This window comes from Microbacterium dauci, assembly GCF_030065535.1.
Taxonomy (GTDB): Bacteria; Actinomycetota; Actinomycetes; order Actinomycetales; family Microbacteriaceae; genus Microbacterium; species Microbacterium dauci.
The window spans coordinates 114,578-128,385 of record NZ_JASJND010000004.1 but is presented as its reverse complement, the minus strand read 5'-3'; the positions used below and the strand labels follow the sequence as shown (position 1 = coordinate 128,385).

Annotated in this window: 15 protein-coding genes; 10 read left to right on the top strand and 5 right to left on the bottom strand. The window is 71.8% G+C overall.

Going from position 1 to position 13,808, the window contains the following annotated elements:
* Positions 1-21: 21 nt before the first annotated feature.
* The 3 genes from QNI14_RS05570 to QNI14_RS05560 all read right to left on the bottom strand — a co-directional run bounded on the left by QNI14_RS05570 (position 22) and on the right by QNI14_RS05560 (position 3,268).
* Complete coding sequence (locus QNI14_RS05570) at positions 22-828, bottom strand: energy-coupling factor transporter transmembrane component T (RefSeq protein ID WP_283715419.1); 807 nt, start codon at positions 826-828, stop codon at positions 22-24.
* Positions 825-2,660: an ABC transporter ATP-binding protein gene (locus QNI14_RS05565; protein WP_283715417.1), complete on the bottom strand. Its 1,836-nt coding sequence runs from the start codon at positions 2,658-2,660 to the stop codon at positions 825-827. The genes QNI14_RS05570 and QNI14_RS05565 overlap by 4 nt, the downstream gene beginning before the upstream one ends.
* A 68-nt stretch (positions 2,661-2,728) precedes the next feature.
* Positions 2,729-3,268 (bottom strand): ECF transporter S component, encoded by a 540-nt coding sequence (locus QNI14_RS05560; protein ID WP_283715416.1) that lies wholly within the window; start codon positions 3,266-3,268, stop codon positions 2,729-2,731.
* Between the two features lie 160 nt (positions 3,269-3,428).
* Here QNI14_RS05560 and QNI14_RS05555 point away from each other — a divergent pair, with 160 nt between their 5' ends.
* From QNI14_RS05555 to QNI14_RS05540, 4 genes are read left to right on the top strand one after another with little or no spacing between them, the layout of a single operon-like run.
* Complete coding sequence (locus QNI14_RS05555; RefSeq protein WP_283715415.1) at positions 3,429-4,394, top strand: intradiol ring-cleavage dioxygenase; 966 nt, start codon at positions 3,429-3,431, stop codon at positions 4,392-4,394.
* Between the two features lie 18 nt (positions 4,395-4,412).
* Positions 4,413-4,655, top strand: coding sequence for a Sec-independent protein translocase subunit TatA/TatB (locus QNI14_RS05550; RefSeq protein ID WP_283715414.1), 243 nt, complete (start codon positions 4,413-4,415; stop codon positions 4,653-4,655).
* Positions 4,652-5,416: a twin-arginine translocase subunit TatC gene (tatC, locus tag QNI14_RS05545; RefSeq protein ID WP_347177827.1), complete on the top strand. Its 765-nt coding sequence runs from the start codon at positions 4,652-4,654 to the stop codon at positions 5,414-5,416. Before QNI14_RS05550 ends, tatC begins: the two co-directional genes overlap by 4 nt.
* Positions 5,416-5,847, top strand: coding sequence for a twin-arginine translocase TatA/TatE family subunit (locus QNI14_RS05540; protein WP_283715412.1), 432 nt, complete (start codon positions 5,416-5,418; stop codon positions 5,845-5,847). Before tatC ends, QNI14_RS05540 begins: the two co-directional genes overlap by 1 nt.
* On the opposite strand, the gene QNI14_RS05535 is transcribed toward QNI14_RS05540, so the two are convergent.
* The gene (locus tag QNI14_RS05535; protein ID WP_283715411.1) at positions 5,816-6,781 is read right to left on the bottom strand and encodes a pirin family protein; all 966 of its coding nucleotides are present in this window, start codon (positions 6,779-6,781) and stop codon (positions 5,816-5,818) included. The genes QNI14_RS05540 and QNI14_RS05535 overlap by 32 nt on opposite strands.
* 4 nt (positions 6,782-6,785) lie before the next feature.
* The gene (locus QNI14_RS05530) at positions 6,786-7,130 is read right to left on the bottom strand and encodes a GNAT family N-acetyltransferase (protein WP_283715410.1); all 345 of its coding nucleotides are present in this window, start codon (positions 7,128-7,130) and stop codon (positions 6,786-6,788) included.
* Between the two features lie 184 nt (positions 7,131-7,314).
* Between QNI14_RS05530 and QNI14_RS05525 the strand changes: the two genes are divergently transcribed.
* Genes QNI14_RS05525 through QNI14_RS05500 form a run of 6 tightly spaced genes read left to right on the top strand, consistent with a single transcriptional unit; the run spans position 7,315 to position 13,762 of the window.
* Entirely contained in the window at positions 7,315-9,576 is a 2,262-nt protein-coding gene (locus QNI14_RS05525; RefSeq protein WP_283715409.1) for a carbon starvation CstA family protein, read from the top strand.
* A 16-nt stretch (positions 9,577-9,592) separates the two neighbouring features.
* Complete coding sequence (locus tag QNI14_RS05520; protein WP_430539242.1) at positions 9,593-9,886, top strand: YbdD/YjiX family protein; 294 nt, start codon at positions 9,593-9,595, stop codon at positions 9,884-9,886.
* Positions 9,887-9,925: 39 nt separating this feature from the next.
* On the top strand, positions 9,926-11,185 hold the full coding sequence (locus tag QNI14_RS05515; protein ID WP_283715408.1) for a sensor histidine kinase: 1,260 nt from the start codon (positions 9,926-9,928) through the stop codon (positions 11,183-11,185).
* Positions 11,182-11,895 (top strand): LytR/AlgR family response regulator transcription factor, encoded by a 714-nt coding sequence (locus tag QNI14_RS05510; protein WP_283715407.1) that lies wholly within the window; start codon positions 11,182-11,184, stop codon positions 11,893-11,895. The genes QNI14_RS05515 and QNI14_RS05510 overlap by 4 nt, the downstream gene beginning before the upstream one ends.
* The gene (locus tag QNI14_RS05505) at positions 11,892-12,311 is read left to right on the top strand and encodes a heavy metal transporter (RefSeq protein WP_283715406.1); all 420 of its coding nucleotides are present in this window, start codon (positions 11,892-11,894) and stop codon (positions 12,309-12,311) included. The genes QNI14_RS05510 and QNI14_RS05505 overlap by 4 nt, the downstream gene beginning before the upstream one ends.
* Entirely contained in the window at positions 12,308-13,762 is a 1,455-nt protein-coding gene (locus QNI14_RS05500; RefSeq protein WP_283715404.1) for a sodium/solute symporter, read from the top strand. Before QNI14_RS05505 ends, QNI14_RS05500 begins: the two co-directional genes overlap by 4 nt.
* Positions 13,763-13,808: the final 46 nt, after the last annotated feature.

Sequence of the window (13,808 nt, the reverse complement as noted above, 5' to 3'; positions counted from 1 at the left end):
CTTCTGTCGCAGGTCGGAGGATCAGGGAGTCCAGGGGAAGAGGGCGACGAGGATCCCCGCGGATGCCACCCAGCACACGGCGACGAACACGGTGTCGCGCCGGCGCCACGGCACGACCGTGCGCTCCGTGCGGGTCGGATGAGCGCCGAACGCACGGGAATCCATCGCGAGCGCGACGCGCTCGGCGTGGCGGATCGCACCGGCCAGGAGCGGCACGACGTACCCCCACCAGCGGGCGATCGCGGCGAACGGGCCGCGGCCGCCGTGCGCGCCGCGCACGCGGTGTGCCTGGCGGATCACCTCGAGCTCGTACGCGAACCGCGGCACGAACCGGAACGCCGCGAGCGCGGTGTACCCGATGCGGTACGGCACGCGCAGCTGCTGCACGCTCGCGCGCACGAGCTCCGCTCCCGTCGTGGTGAGCCCCGCGATGAGACCGAGCGCGAGGATCGCCGCGACGCGCACGCCGGTCGCCAGGCCGATCTCCAATGCGCCGAGGTGCAGGGTCCACCCGCCGATGGTGAGGAGGGTCGCCGTGCCGTCGACCCTCATCGGATCGACCCACAGCGAGAGACCCAGCCCGACGACCAGCGCGCCGGCCGGCAGAGCGAGACCGAGCAGCAGTCCGACCTTGCGGGTTAGCGGCGCCCCGACGAGCAGCAGCAGGTACGCCAGCCCGACGAACACGAGGGGCGTGGCGATGTCGCGGGTGAACACGAGCACGAGCATCGCGGGCACGGGGCCGGCGAGCTTCGCGAGCGGGCTCAGCCCGACGAGGAGCCGCCGCGACGGCGCGGCCGCGGCATACGGATCGACGACCGCGGTCATGCGTCCGCCCCCGCCAGTTCCGACAGGGCGGTCACCGTCGCGAACCGCGGATGCCGCGTCACCCCGGACAGTGCTGCGCGCAGCGGCGGCAGGCGGAGGCCCTGTGCGCGCAGCAGCGCCTCATCGGCGAAGACGTCGGCGGTGGCGGCATCCGCCACGATCCGACCGTCACCGACGACGATCGTGCGGCGGGCGTACTCGGCGACCAGCTGCATGTCGTGCGTGACGACGAGGACGGTCGTCCCGGCGGCGTTCAGCTCCCGCAGCAGACGGAGCAGTTCGTCGGCGCGGGCGCGGTCCTGCCCGAACGTCGGCTCGTCGAGCGCGAGGATCGGCGCGCCGCCGATGAGCGCCGTCCCGACGGAGAGGCGCCGCTTCTGCCCGCCCGAGAGCAGGAAGGGGTGCACGTCGGCTTTGCCGGCGAGGCCGAAGCGCTCGAGCATCGCCATGGTGCGCGCCCACACCTCGTCGGTGGGCAGGCCGCGGCCGCGGAGACCGTGCGCGAGCTCGTCGAACACCGTGTGCGAGATGAACTGGTGCTCGGGGTTCTGGAACACGAAGCCGATGCGGCGCGACAGGTCGCGCAGCGCCGTGCGAGCGGGATCGGCACCGCCCACGGAGACGGTGCCGCGCGGCGGCGGGATCACCCCCGCGATCGCCTGGACGAGGCTCGTCTTTCCGGCGCCGTTCGCGCCGACGACAGCGACGAACTCCCCGGCACCGACCTGCAGTGCCACGTCGTGCAGCACCGGCCGGCGGCCCCGCTGCAGGGTGAGACCCCGCACGTCGATGACGGGCGCGGCGGTGGTCTCGTGCGGGAACTGTGCCGAACGCAGGGAGAAAGCCGCGTTCTCGGCGCCGTCGACGCCGGATGCGCCCGTTCCACCTGCACGCGGCACGCTGTCGCGCGGCGCCCACCCCGCCGGTGCCGCTGCAGCCTCCAGGGCCTCGCGCAGTTCGAGGGGGGTGAGCGGCATCCGTTCGAACGACCAGCCGGCCCGCTGCAGCGACAGCGCCGCCATCGTCGAGACTGGCAGCCACACGCCGAGGTCGTGCAACTCCTCGGCGCGGTCTCGCAGGACGGCGTCGACACCGCCGACGGCGACCGTTCGGCCGTCGGCGTCGAGCACCACGACTCGGTCGGTGAGCTGCACCGCCGCGTCGAGGTTGTGCTCGACGAGCAGGATCGAGCGGCCGTCGGCCACGACGGTGCGGAGGGCGTCGTACACGTCGTCGATGCCGGCGGGGTCGAGGTTGGCGGTCGGTTCGTCGAGGACGAGCAGGTCGGACCCCATCGCAAGCGCCGACGCGATCGCGAGCCGCTGCTTCCCGCCGCCCGACAGGCGGTCGGGGTTCTCGTCGCGCCGCTCCCACAAACCGACCTGCCGCAGCGCCCGCTCGGTGCGCGCGAGCACTTCGTCGACGGGCAGCAGCAGGTTCTCGGGGCCGAAGGCGACGTCGTCGCGGAGCGTGCCGGTGATGAGCTGCGCGTCGGGGTCCTGGAACACCATCCCGACGTGGCGCGCGAGCGTCGCGACCGGCGTCGTCGCGGCGTCGAGCCCGTCGACTTCGATCAGCCCTGACACGACGGCGGGCACGGCGTGGGAAATGAGTCCGTTCAGCGTGAGCGCGAGGGTCGACTTGCCCGATCCGCTCGGCCCGAGCACGAGGACGACCTCTCCTGGTGCGACCTCGAAGGTCACGGATGCCGGGGTCGCGGCGTCTTCGCCTTCGTGTGTGACCGCGAGGTCGCGCACGCGCAGCAGCGGCGGGGGCGTCGGGCGGTCGCGCGGCGCCTCGGCCGCGGCGTTGCCGAAAGCGGCAGTGGTCACGGAGGGTCCAAACCGAGGGGAGCTGTCCCTCCAGGTTAGCCTGCCCTAACTTGAGGGCCAACCGTGGGTCAGACCCGACGGGCGACGCCAGCGCGGCGCAGCTGCTCGCCGACGGCGAGCCCTGCCGCCGTCCAGGCGACGGGGCCGAGCACCGAGATGGCGAGATAGGTGATCTGCGCCCACGGGGGCAGCGTCGCCAGGTCGGCGACGAAGAAGACGACGACGGCGACCACGACGCCCACGATCGCGCCGGAGAGCAGGAACCGCCACGCGCCCCACGCGCGGTACCGGGTCAGCGCGGCGATGCCCTCCTGGATCGCGCCGAACAGGAGGGCGGTCCCGATGAAGCGACCGATCCAGGCCGGGTTGGCGGCGGTGGCGACGAGAGCGGCGAGCAGGTGGGTCGTGAGCGCGACCAGCGGCAGCCGGAAGACCTGCTGCGCGATGATCCCGGGCAGGACGTGCGAGCCGAGGACGAGCCCGTAGGCGAACGGCGCGGCGACGAGGACGACGGGCGTCAGCAGGCCGGCGATCCCGCCGAGGATTCCCGTCGCGACACCGATCGCGGCGCAGACGAGGAGCACACGCGTCGAGAGGGTCCGGGCCACGTTTCCAGCGTATCGGCGCGCGGAACGCCGGGATCGGGGCGGGCCGTGCAAAAGGGTCGGCATCCGTCATAGGAAACGCATGGATGCCGCAGAGGATCCGGATCATGCCGTCGGTCACGCTGAGGATCAGCCACCGAACCACGACGCAGGAGACGACGACATGAGCCGCATCCCCGAACCCACACAGACCCCCGACGGCCCGGCCTACGAAGGCCGGCTGCTCGCCCGACCCGACGACGAGGTCGTCGACCAGGGCGCCGGCTTCGACCTGCGCACGCTCGTGAGTCGCCGCGGGGTCCTCGGCCTCGTCGGCGTCGGCGCCGGAACCATGGTCCTCGCCGCGTGCGCACCGACCTCGAGCGCGACGCCGACGGCGACCGCGACGACCACGCCGTCGACGACCCCGAGCGCCACCGCCACACCCACACCGACGGCCTCAGCCGTGACGCTCCCCTCCGCCGAGATCCCGGACGAGACCGCCGGGCCCTACCCGGGCGACGGCTCGAACGGTCCCGACGTGCTCGAAGAGAGCGGCATCGTCCGCGCCGACATCCGCACCGACATCGGTGGGACCACCGCCGTCGACGGCGTCGCGCTCACCTTCACACTGACCGTGACCGACATGGCGAACGGCGACGTACCGTTCGAGAACGTCGCCGTCTACGCATGGCACTGCGACGCGGCCGGCCGGTACTCGATGTACTCCTCCGGCGTCGAGGACAACACCTGGCTCCGCGGCGTGCAGGTGGCCGACGCGAACGGGCAGGTCACCTTCACCTCGATCATCCCCGGCTGCTACACGGGCCGCTGGCCGCACATCCACTTCGAGGTCTACCCCGACGTCGACTCGATCACCGACTCGGCGAACGCCATCGCCACCTCGCAGTTGGCGCTCCCCGAGGACATCCTCGGCGGCGTCTACGCCCTCTCGGCGTACGACGGGTCGTCGCAGAACCTCTCGCAGATCACCCTCGACAGCGACAACGTCTTCGGTGAAGACGGCGGCGAGTTGCAGATGGCCACCGTGTCGGGCGACCTCGACACCGGGTACGTCGCATCGCTCGTCGTGCGCGTCGACACCACCACCGAACCCTCCGGCGGGTCCGCGCCCGGCGGCCGCCCCTGATCCCGAAAGAACCCCATCATGTTGCAGAACCTCACCGGCTGGCACGCACTGCTCGTGCTCGCCATCGTCCTCCTCGTCTTCGGCGCCGCGAAGCTCCCCGCGCTCGCGCGGAGCCTCGGCCAGTCCGTCCGCATCCTCAAGCAAGAGAGCGCCGACGCCACCGACGAGCCCGCGCCGACGACGACCGCCGTGCCGGTCGCGGCATCCGTCCCGCCCGCCGCGCAGGTCGCCGCACCCGCCCCGACCCCCGCATCACCGTGACGACCGCGATCGCCGCGCCGTCCGAGACCGACCGGATGCCGCGCATGCCGTGGGCCGCGCACCTGCGCGAGGCCCGCACACGCGGCATCCGTGCCGGTCTGGCGCTGGCGGTCGCCGCCGTCCTCGGCTTCGTGTTCGCCGACCCGATCCTCGACGTCCTCCGCGCGCCGATCGAAGCGGTGGCGCAGACCCGCGACGCGAGCCTCAACTACGACAGCGTGACCGGCGCGTTCGACCTGCGCATGAAGATCGCGCTGTTCGCGGGCGTCGCGCTGTCGAGCCCGGTGTGGATCTACGAGCTGCTCGCGTTCCTCACACCGGGTCTCACCCGCCGCGAGCGGCGGTACACGCTCGGCTTCTTCGCGGCTGCGCTGCCGCTGTTCATCGCCGGGTGTGCGACCGGGTTCTTCCTGTTCCCGCACATGGTGGAGCTGCTGACCGGCTTCGCCGCCGCCGAGGACAGCACGATCCTGCAGGCGGCCACCTACTTGGACTTCGTGATGAAGATCGTCCTCGCCACCGGCGTGGCCTTCGTGCTGCCGGTCGTGCTCGTCATGCTGAATCTGCTCGGGATGCTGCCGGCCGCGACCCTCATCCGCGGCTGGCGCTACATCGTCGTCGCGATCGTCGTGTTCAGTGCGCTCGTCACGCCCGCCGCCGACGCGCTGTCGATGTTCCTCGTCGCGATCCCGATGAGCGCGCTGTTCGGTGCGGCCATCGCGATCGCGTGGATCCACGACCGGCGGACGGCGGTCGCCTGATGTTCGGCCTGAGCTTCGAGAAGCTGGTGCTCGTCGCCCTCCTTGCGGCGATGATCATCGGGCCGAGCCGCCTCCCCGCCCTCGCGCAGCGGCTCGCCGATCTCATCCGAGGCCTCCGGGGCCTCGTGGATGCCGCGCGCGTCCGCGCCGAGACCGAGGTCGGGCTCACCGCCGACGACTGGCGCTCGCTCGATCCGCGGCAGTATGACCCGCGGCGGATCGTCCGCGAGGCGCTCGTGCCCGAGCCCGTTGTGCCCGCCGGCGTCGCGCCGATGGCAGCCCGCGCGCGGTCGGCGCAGGTCACCGGCAGCTCGGGACATCCGCGAAGGCTGTTCGCCGCGGCATCCGTCCCGTCGGTCTCCGCGCCCCCGGACGCCGATCGCGGCGCCGAATCCGCGCCTACGGACGCCGATCGCGTCGACGTCGGGTGAGGCGCACGGTCGGCATCGGCGGGGCGGGGATCCGCTCGTCTCCGTGACCGACGACGTGCCCGAACCGCTCGGCGCCGGCCTCCCACGCCTCGCGGGCCGCGACGATCTCGTCGTGCTCGCGCCCGACGAAGTTCCACCACATCACGATGTCGGCCTCGAACGGTTCGCCGCCGAGGACGAACACCGTGGCATCCGTCGGCGACTCGAGTTCGACGGCATCGCGACCGATGCCGAGGTACAGCAGTGCGTTCTCGGCGACGACGGTCGCGCTGACGTGTGCCTCACCGTCGACACCCACGACCGCGTACTCCCACGTCGGTTCGAGCGGGACAGTCACGCCGACACCCGCAGGCAGGAACACCTCCGCGCCGACGATCGGCGTGTACATGCGGGCGGGCGAGCGGATGCCGGCGAGCTCGCCGACCACGACGACCGCGGCAGCCCCGCCGCCGAGGTCGACCACCGGCAGGTCGACATGCCGCTCGAAGTCGGGTTCGCCGTGGCGCCGCGACTCGGGAAGCGCCACCCAGAGCTGCAGGGCATCGGTTGCGACCGGGCCGTCACCGACGGAGTACTCCGAGTGCGAGATGCCCGCGCCGCTCGTCATGATGTTGAGCTGTCCGCGCTTGATGACGACGTCGGAGCCGAGCGCGTCGCGGTGGCGCGTCTCGCCGACGAACGGCCACGTCACCGTCTGCAGGCCGATGTGCGGGTGGGGCTCGACGCGCATCGTGGTCACCTGCGGACCGAACCGGTCGAGGAAGCACCAGGCGCCGACCATCGGCAGCTCGCGCTGCGGCAGCGCGCGGTGCACGGTCATGCCGCGAACACCGCCCAGGGGCACCTCGCGCGCTTCGAGCAGGAGCGAGCGCGGGCCGTCGCAGGCGGGCGGGGTCTCGATCTGCTCGGTCGGGTCGAGGTCGAGGCGGGTCATGCGCTCAGGCCTCGTCGGCGTCGACGGCGTCAGCTGCCGCGTCGTCAGCGGTCGGCCGCCACGAGACGTCGAGGCCCGGCACGTCGGTGCCGCGCAGGTACTTCACGACGAAAGGGCACACCGGCACGACCGTCTGCTCGCGCGCCGCGAGGTCGGCGAGCGCATCGCGCACGAGGATGCCGCCGAGCCCCCGGCCGCCGAACGCCGGGTCGACCTCGGTGTGAGGGAGGACGGTCCGGCCGGCCTCGTCGGTGCGGATCAGCGTGAACCCGGCGACGGTGTCGTCGACGAAGATCTCGTACCGGCCGCGCGCCTCGTTCCGGGCGACGTGGATGCTCGGTTCGGTCACGGTGGTCCCCTCTCGCGGCGTGGTTCCAAACCTAAGCGCCGCGCGCGCCCTCGCGCCACCGGCGGATGCCGCTTGTCGCAGCGCCGGCACCGTTCGGCGCACGAGTGGCGTGGGCCGCCGACGTGGGCGGCATCCGTCTTCTTACTCTGGGGCGCACGCAAAGACGCGCCCCGAAGGAGTCACCATGTCTGCACCGTCGCGCCGTGGCAAAGGGACCACGCTCGAGTCGGATCCCTCGCTTCCGCCCACAGCACTCACCGAGGAACAGCACACCAAGGACCGCCGCTGGACCCCGCTGAAGATCGCGATCTGGGCCGGCATCGGCCTGCTCGGCGGCCTCGGCTGGACGATGCTCGCCATCGTCCGCGGCGAGACCGTCAACGCGATCTGGTTCGTGTTCGCGGCCGTCGCGACCTACCTCATCGCCTACCGCTTCTACTCGAAGGTCATCGAGAAGCACCTGCTTCGGCCCGATGACCGGCGCGCGACCCCTGCCGAGGTCAAGTCGGACGGCAAGGACTACGTCCCCACCGACCGCCGAGTGCTGTACGGCCACCACTTCGCCGCCATCGCCGGCGCCGGCCCGCTCGTTGGTCCCGTGCTCGCCGCGCAGATGGGCTTCCTCCCCGGCACGATCTGGATCATCGTCGGCGTCGTGCTCGCCGGCGCCGTCCAGGACTACACGGTCCTCTTCTTCTCGATGCGCCGCGGCGGCCGGACGATCGGCCAGATGGCGCGCCAGGAGCTCGGCAAAATCGGCGGCACCGCTGCGATCATCGCGTCGCTGCTGATCATGCTGATCATCGTCGCGATCCTCGCGCTCGTCGTCGTCAACGCGCTCGGTGAGAGCCCGTGGGGCATCTTCTCGGTCTCGATGACCATCCCGATCGCGCTCTTCATGGGTCTGTACCTCCGCTACCTGCGTCCGGGCAAGGTGACCGAGGTCTCGATCATCGGCTTCGTGCTCCTCATCGGCGCGATCGTCGCCGGCGGCTGGGTCGCCGAGACCGCGTGGGGCCAGGAGTACCTGCACCTCGACCGCACCGTCATCGCGTGGGGCATCATCATCTACGGCTTCATCGCGGCGATCCTCCCGGTTTGGCTGCTGCTCGCCCCGCGCGATTACCTGTCGACCTTCATGAAGATCGGCGTCATCGTCATGCTCGCCGGTGCGATCGTGCTCGTGCGTCCCGAGATCACGGTGCCCGCCGTCACGGACTTCGCGCTGAACGGCACCGGGCCGGTGTTCGCGGGTCCGCTCTTCCCATTCCTGTTCGTCACGATCGCGTGCGGTGCCCTCTCGGGATTCCATGCGCTGATCTCGTCGGGCACGACGCCGAAGCTCGTCGAGAAGGAGCGCCAGACGCGCTTCATCGGCTACGGCGGCATGATCATGGAGTCGTTCGTCGCGATCATGGCGCTCGTCGCCGCGATCTCGATCGACCAGGGCATCTACTACGCGATGAACGCGTCGGCTGCCGCCACGCAGGGCACCGTCGAGGGGGCAGTCGCCTTCGTGAACTCGCTCGGCATCACGGGTGTCAACCTGACCCCCGACATGCTGACGCAGACTGCCGAACTCGTCGGTGAGGAGTCGATCGTCTCGCGCACCGGTGGTGCCCCGACGCTCGCGCTCGGTCTCGCCCACATCATGCAGCAGGCCCTCGGCGGCCCCGCGATGATGGCGTTCTGGTACCACTTCGCGATCATGTTCGAGGCGCTGTTCATCCTCACCGCAGTGGATGCCGGCACCCGTGTCGCCCGCTTCATGCTGCAGGACTCGATCGGCGCCTGGGTGCCGAAGTTCCGCGACGTCTCGTGGCGTCCGGGCGTCTGGATCACCACGGCGATCATGGTCGCCGGCTGGGGAGCGATCCTCATCCTCGGTGTGACCGACCCGCTCGGCGGCATCAACACGTTCTTCCCGCTCTTCGGCATCGCCAACCAGCTGCTCGCAGCGATCGCGCTCGCCGTGGTCATGGCGATCATCGCCAAGCGCGGGCCGAGCTTCGTGAAGTGGATCTGGATCGTCGCGGCGCCGCTCGCGTTCGCCGCGGTCGTCACCATCACGGCATCCGCGTACAAGATCTTCTCGCCGAACCCGGCGATCGGATACTGGTCGAACCACTTCCGCTACCGCGACGCGCTCGCCGCCGGCGACACCACGCTCGGGACCCCCGAGGTCATGGGCGCGGTCATCCGCAACACGTTCGTGCAGGGCACCCTGTCAATCGTGTTCGTGACGCTCGCGATCATCGTGATCGCCGCGTCGGTGATCCTCACGATCCGTTCGATCCGCGCGGGTGGCGGCGAGAACCACGAGGACGAAGCGGTGCCGTCGCGCCGCTTCGCCCCGGCCGGCTTCCTCGCCACGCCGTCCGAGCGCGCGCTCGAGAAGGAGTGGGAGCCCATCCTGGCCGACGACCGCGCCGCGAATCGGCACTGACGGAAGCGACTGAACCATGACCGCCGTGCACAACGTCTCCGATCCGCAGCGGATCCTGCCCGAACAGGCCGGGTCCGGGGCCTCGCGCCTCGGGATGGCGACGTTGTGCACGCGGGCGTGGGGGCTCTTGGTCCGTGCGGGGCGCGGCATCCGCTGGTACATGACGGCGCTCATGGGCGACAGTGCCTACGGCACGTACGTCGCGCACCACCGGCGCACGCACCCGGGCGAGGAGCCCATGACGGAGCGGCAGTTCTGGCGCCAGAAGATGGATGACCAGGATCGCAATCCGGGCGCCCGCTGCTGCTGACCCGGGTGTCAGGCTGAGCGCTCGCCCTAGGCTCGTCGCATGACCGATGCCGTCGTCCTCGCCGCCCTGCTCGGCGTGGTCGGCGGCGTCGTGCTGTCGGCGCTGCTGCTGCTCGCGCGGCGCTTCGCGCGCGGCGCGTCGGGGCTCGGCAGCGAGGCCGAGGAGGCGACGTACCGCGCGCTGCACCAGGCGAGCCTTGCGGCGCCGCATCTGCGCGGTGGCCTCGCCGGTGGCGACGTCGCGCGCAGCGCGAAGCACCTGCGGGCCGTGCTCGGCAGCACCGCGGTGGTGCTGGTCGTCGGCGATGACGTGGTCGCCCGCGACGGGCAGACGGACGGATTGGATGCCGCAGCCCGCCGCATCGCCGCGCAGGTGCGCGAGACCGGCAGGCGGCGGATGTTCCCGCGGGCCGAGGGTGGCGATGAGCTCGAGGCGGTGGGCGCCCCGATCCGCGTGGACGACGAGATCGCGGCGGTGCTGGTGGCCTTCGCGGCGCCGGTGCGCGCGGCGCTCGTGCGGGCGACGGGAGAGCTCGCCGACTGGTGCGCCGCGCAGGCCGCGTTCGGCGAGCTCGACGCGTCGCGGGCGGCGCTCGCCGAGGCCGAGCTGCGGTCGCTGCGGGCGCAGATCTCGCCGCACTTCATCTACAACGCGCTGACCGCGATCGCGTCGTTCATCTCGACCGACCCGCCCCGCGCGCGTGAGCTGGTGCTCGAGTTCGCCGACTTCACCCGGTACTCGTTCCGCCGCCAGGGGGAGTTCACGACGCTCGCCGAAGAGCTCCGCAGCATCCACTCGTACCTCGAACTCGAACGCGCGCGCTTCGGCGAGCGCCTCACGGTGACGCTCCGCATCTCGCCCGAGACCCTCGCGACCGTCATCCCGTTCCTGTCGGTGCAGCCGCTCGTCGAGAACGCGGTGCGGCACGGCCTCGAGCCGGGCGAGGGCGGCGGCGTCATCATGATCGCGTCGACGGATGCCGCGACCCACACCGAGATCACGGTTGAAGACGACGGCGCTGGCATGGACCCGACCGAGCTCCACGCGCTCCTCACGCGCGCGCCCGACGGCGCGCACGTCGGGCTACAGAACGTCGACACCCGGCTGCGCCAGCTGTACGGACCCGACGGTGGGCTGGTCGTCGAGACGAACATGGGCGCCGGTACGTTGGTGCGGATGCGGATCCCGAAGTCCCAACCGCACCACGACACTGGGCCGCCCCGTGACTCTGGGCCGCACCGTGACTCTGGGCCGCACCGTGACTCTGGGCCGCACCGTGACGAAGGGGAGTCTCGATGATCGACGTGCTCGTCGCCGACGACGAACGCCCCGCGCTCGACGAGCTCGCCCACCTGCTGCGCGCCGACGACCGCGTCGGCGAGGTGCTGACGGCGTCGTCGGGAGCCGAGGCGCTCCGGCTGCTGACCGAGCGGTCGGTGGATGCCGCGTTCCTCGACATCCACATGCCCGGGCTCTCGGGACTCGAACTCGCGAACGCGCTGCGGGCGCTGGCGTCCCCGCCGGCGGTCGTCTTCGTGACTGCCGACGACGCGCACGCCGTCGATGCGTTCGAGCTCCGCGCGTTGGACTACCTGCTGAAGCCCGTGCGGGTGGAGCGGCTGCGCCGGGCGGTCGACCGCGTGGTGGAGCTCGAGCGGCCTGCCGACGCCGACGAGGTGCTGCCCGTGACGGTCGGTTCGTCGGTGCGGTTCGTGCACCGCAGCGATGTGCGCTGGGTGCGCGCCGAGGGCGACTACACGCGCCTGCACACCGCGGCCGACGCGGCCGGGAGCCTCGTCCGCATCCCCATCTCGGAACTCGGGGAGCGGTGGGCGGATGCCGGATTCGTCAGGATCCATCGGTCGTTCCTCGTGCAGGCGGCATCCGTCACCGAAGTGCGACTCGGGGGAGCCGACCCTGCCGTCTGGGTGGGCGAGACATCGCTGCCCGTCAGTCGACGACTGCTGCCGACGGTGCGTGAGGCCCTGACCAGGCGGGGGCCGGGGTGAGCGAGGAGGAGACGCCGCGCGACCGCGATCAGGCCGAGCCGGCACCGCGCGGACCGCGACCAGAGCGCGTGCGCGTCACCGCCGGGCCGGGGCGCTCTGGTGCGCCGACGCGCGGCATCGCGTTGCCGGGCACGCCCGTCGATGACGACGACGCGGTCTACGCCCGCGGGCTCCAGCGCGCGCAGCTGCGGCTCGCACTCGGCACGATCCTCGGCTTCGTCACCGTCACGGTCACCCTCATCGCGGTCATGACACTCGTGCCCGAGCTCGACGAGATCGCGGTGCTCGGGGTGCCGCTCTCGTGGCTCCTCCACGCCTTCGGGTTCTACCCCGTGATCGCCGCGTTCGCGGTGCTGTACGTCCGCGGTGCGACCCGCAACGAGCGCCGCTACCGGGCGCTGCGGGAGACCGAGTGAACGCCGTCCTCGACCTCGTCGCCGTCGCGCTCGTCATCGCGGCGACCGCGCTCATCGGGGGCTACGGGCTGCGCGTCTCGCGGACGACGAGCGACTTCTTCGTGGCATCCCGCACCGTCAGACCCGTGTGGAACGCGTCGGCGATCAGCGGTGAGTACCTCTCGGCGGGCACCTTCCTCGGGCTCTCGGGGCTCGTGCTGCTCAGCGGGTCGGAGGGCTTCTGGTTCCCGATCGGCTACGCCGCCGGATACCTGCTCGTGCTGCTGTTCATCGCGGCGCCGCTGCGGCGGAGCGGCGCGTACACGATTCCCGACTTCATGGAGGCGCGGCTCGAGTCCCGCAGCGCCCGACGGGTGACGAGCGCCGCGTGTCTGCTCATCGGCTGGCTGTACATCGTGCCGCAGCTGCACGGCGCGGGCATCACGCTGCAGGTCGTCGCCGGCATCCCGCCATGGGTCGGTGCCGTGCTGATCGCGGTCGTCGTCGCGGCGGCGGCCGCAGCCGGCGGCATGCGCGCGATCACGTACGTGCAGGCGTTCCAGTTCTGGCTGAAGCTCACCGCGCTGCTCGTCCCGGCGGTGCTGATCGCGTTCGCTGTCAACGGCGGGGCGCACGACATCGACCCGATCGTCGTCTTCCCCGCGGATGCCGGTCCGTCGGCGATCGACGCGTATGCCTCGGGGTCGCTGCTCCTCGCGCTCCTCCTCGGCACGATGGGCCTGCCGCACGTGCTGGTGCGGTTCTACACGAGCCCGACCGGCGGCTCGGCGCGGCGGACCACGGTGCTGGTCATCGTCATGGTCAGCGTCTTCTACGCCGTCTCGAGCGTGATCGGACTGCTCGCGCGAGTCATCGCGCCCGACCTCGCACAGCCCGGCATCGCCGACACCGTTGCCCTTGTGCTGCCGACTCGGGTGTTCCCGGGCTTCGCGGGGGAGCTCCTCACCGCCCTCGTCGTGGCGGGCGCGTTCGCCGCGTTCCTCGCGACCTCTGCCGGGCTCACGGTGTCGCTCGCCGGCGTCATCAGCCAGGACGTGTTCTCGGGGTCCGTGCGATCCTTCCGCGTCTCGGCCGTCGTCTGCACGGTCGTGCCGCTCGGGGTGGCGTTGCTGACGGTGCCGGCCGGGCTCGTGGCATCCGTCGGCCTCGTCTTCGTGTTCGCGGCGTCGAGCCTGTCGCCGGTGCTCCTGCTCGCGGTGTGGTGGCGGCGGCTCACCGCCCGCGGCGCGGTCGCCGGCATGGTCACGGGCGCGGTCGCGTGCGGCCTGGCGCTGGTGGTGCACACGGCCGTGGGTGGCATCGGGGCCGCGGCGCCGCTGCTCGCGCAGCCCGCCGCCTGGACGATCCCGCTCGCCACCGCCGTCACCGTCGTCGTCTCCATCGCCGACCGCACCGGCCCGCCGCTGCGCACCGGCCCTTACCTCGCCCGGCTCCACACCCCCGAGCGCTGAGGCTCCCGGCGGCCCTCCGCCGCCGCGTGCACAACGACTCCAAACA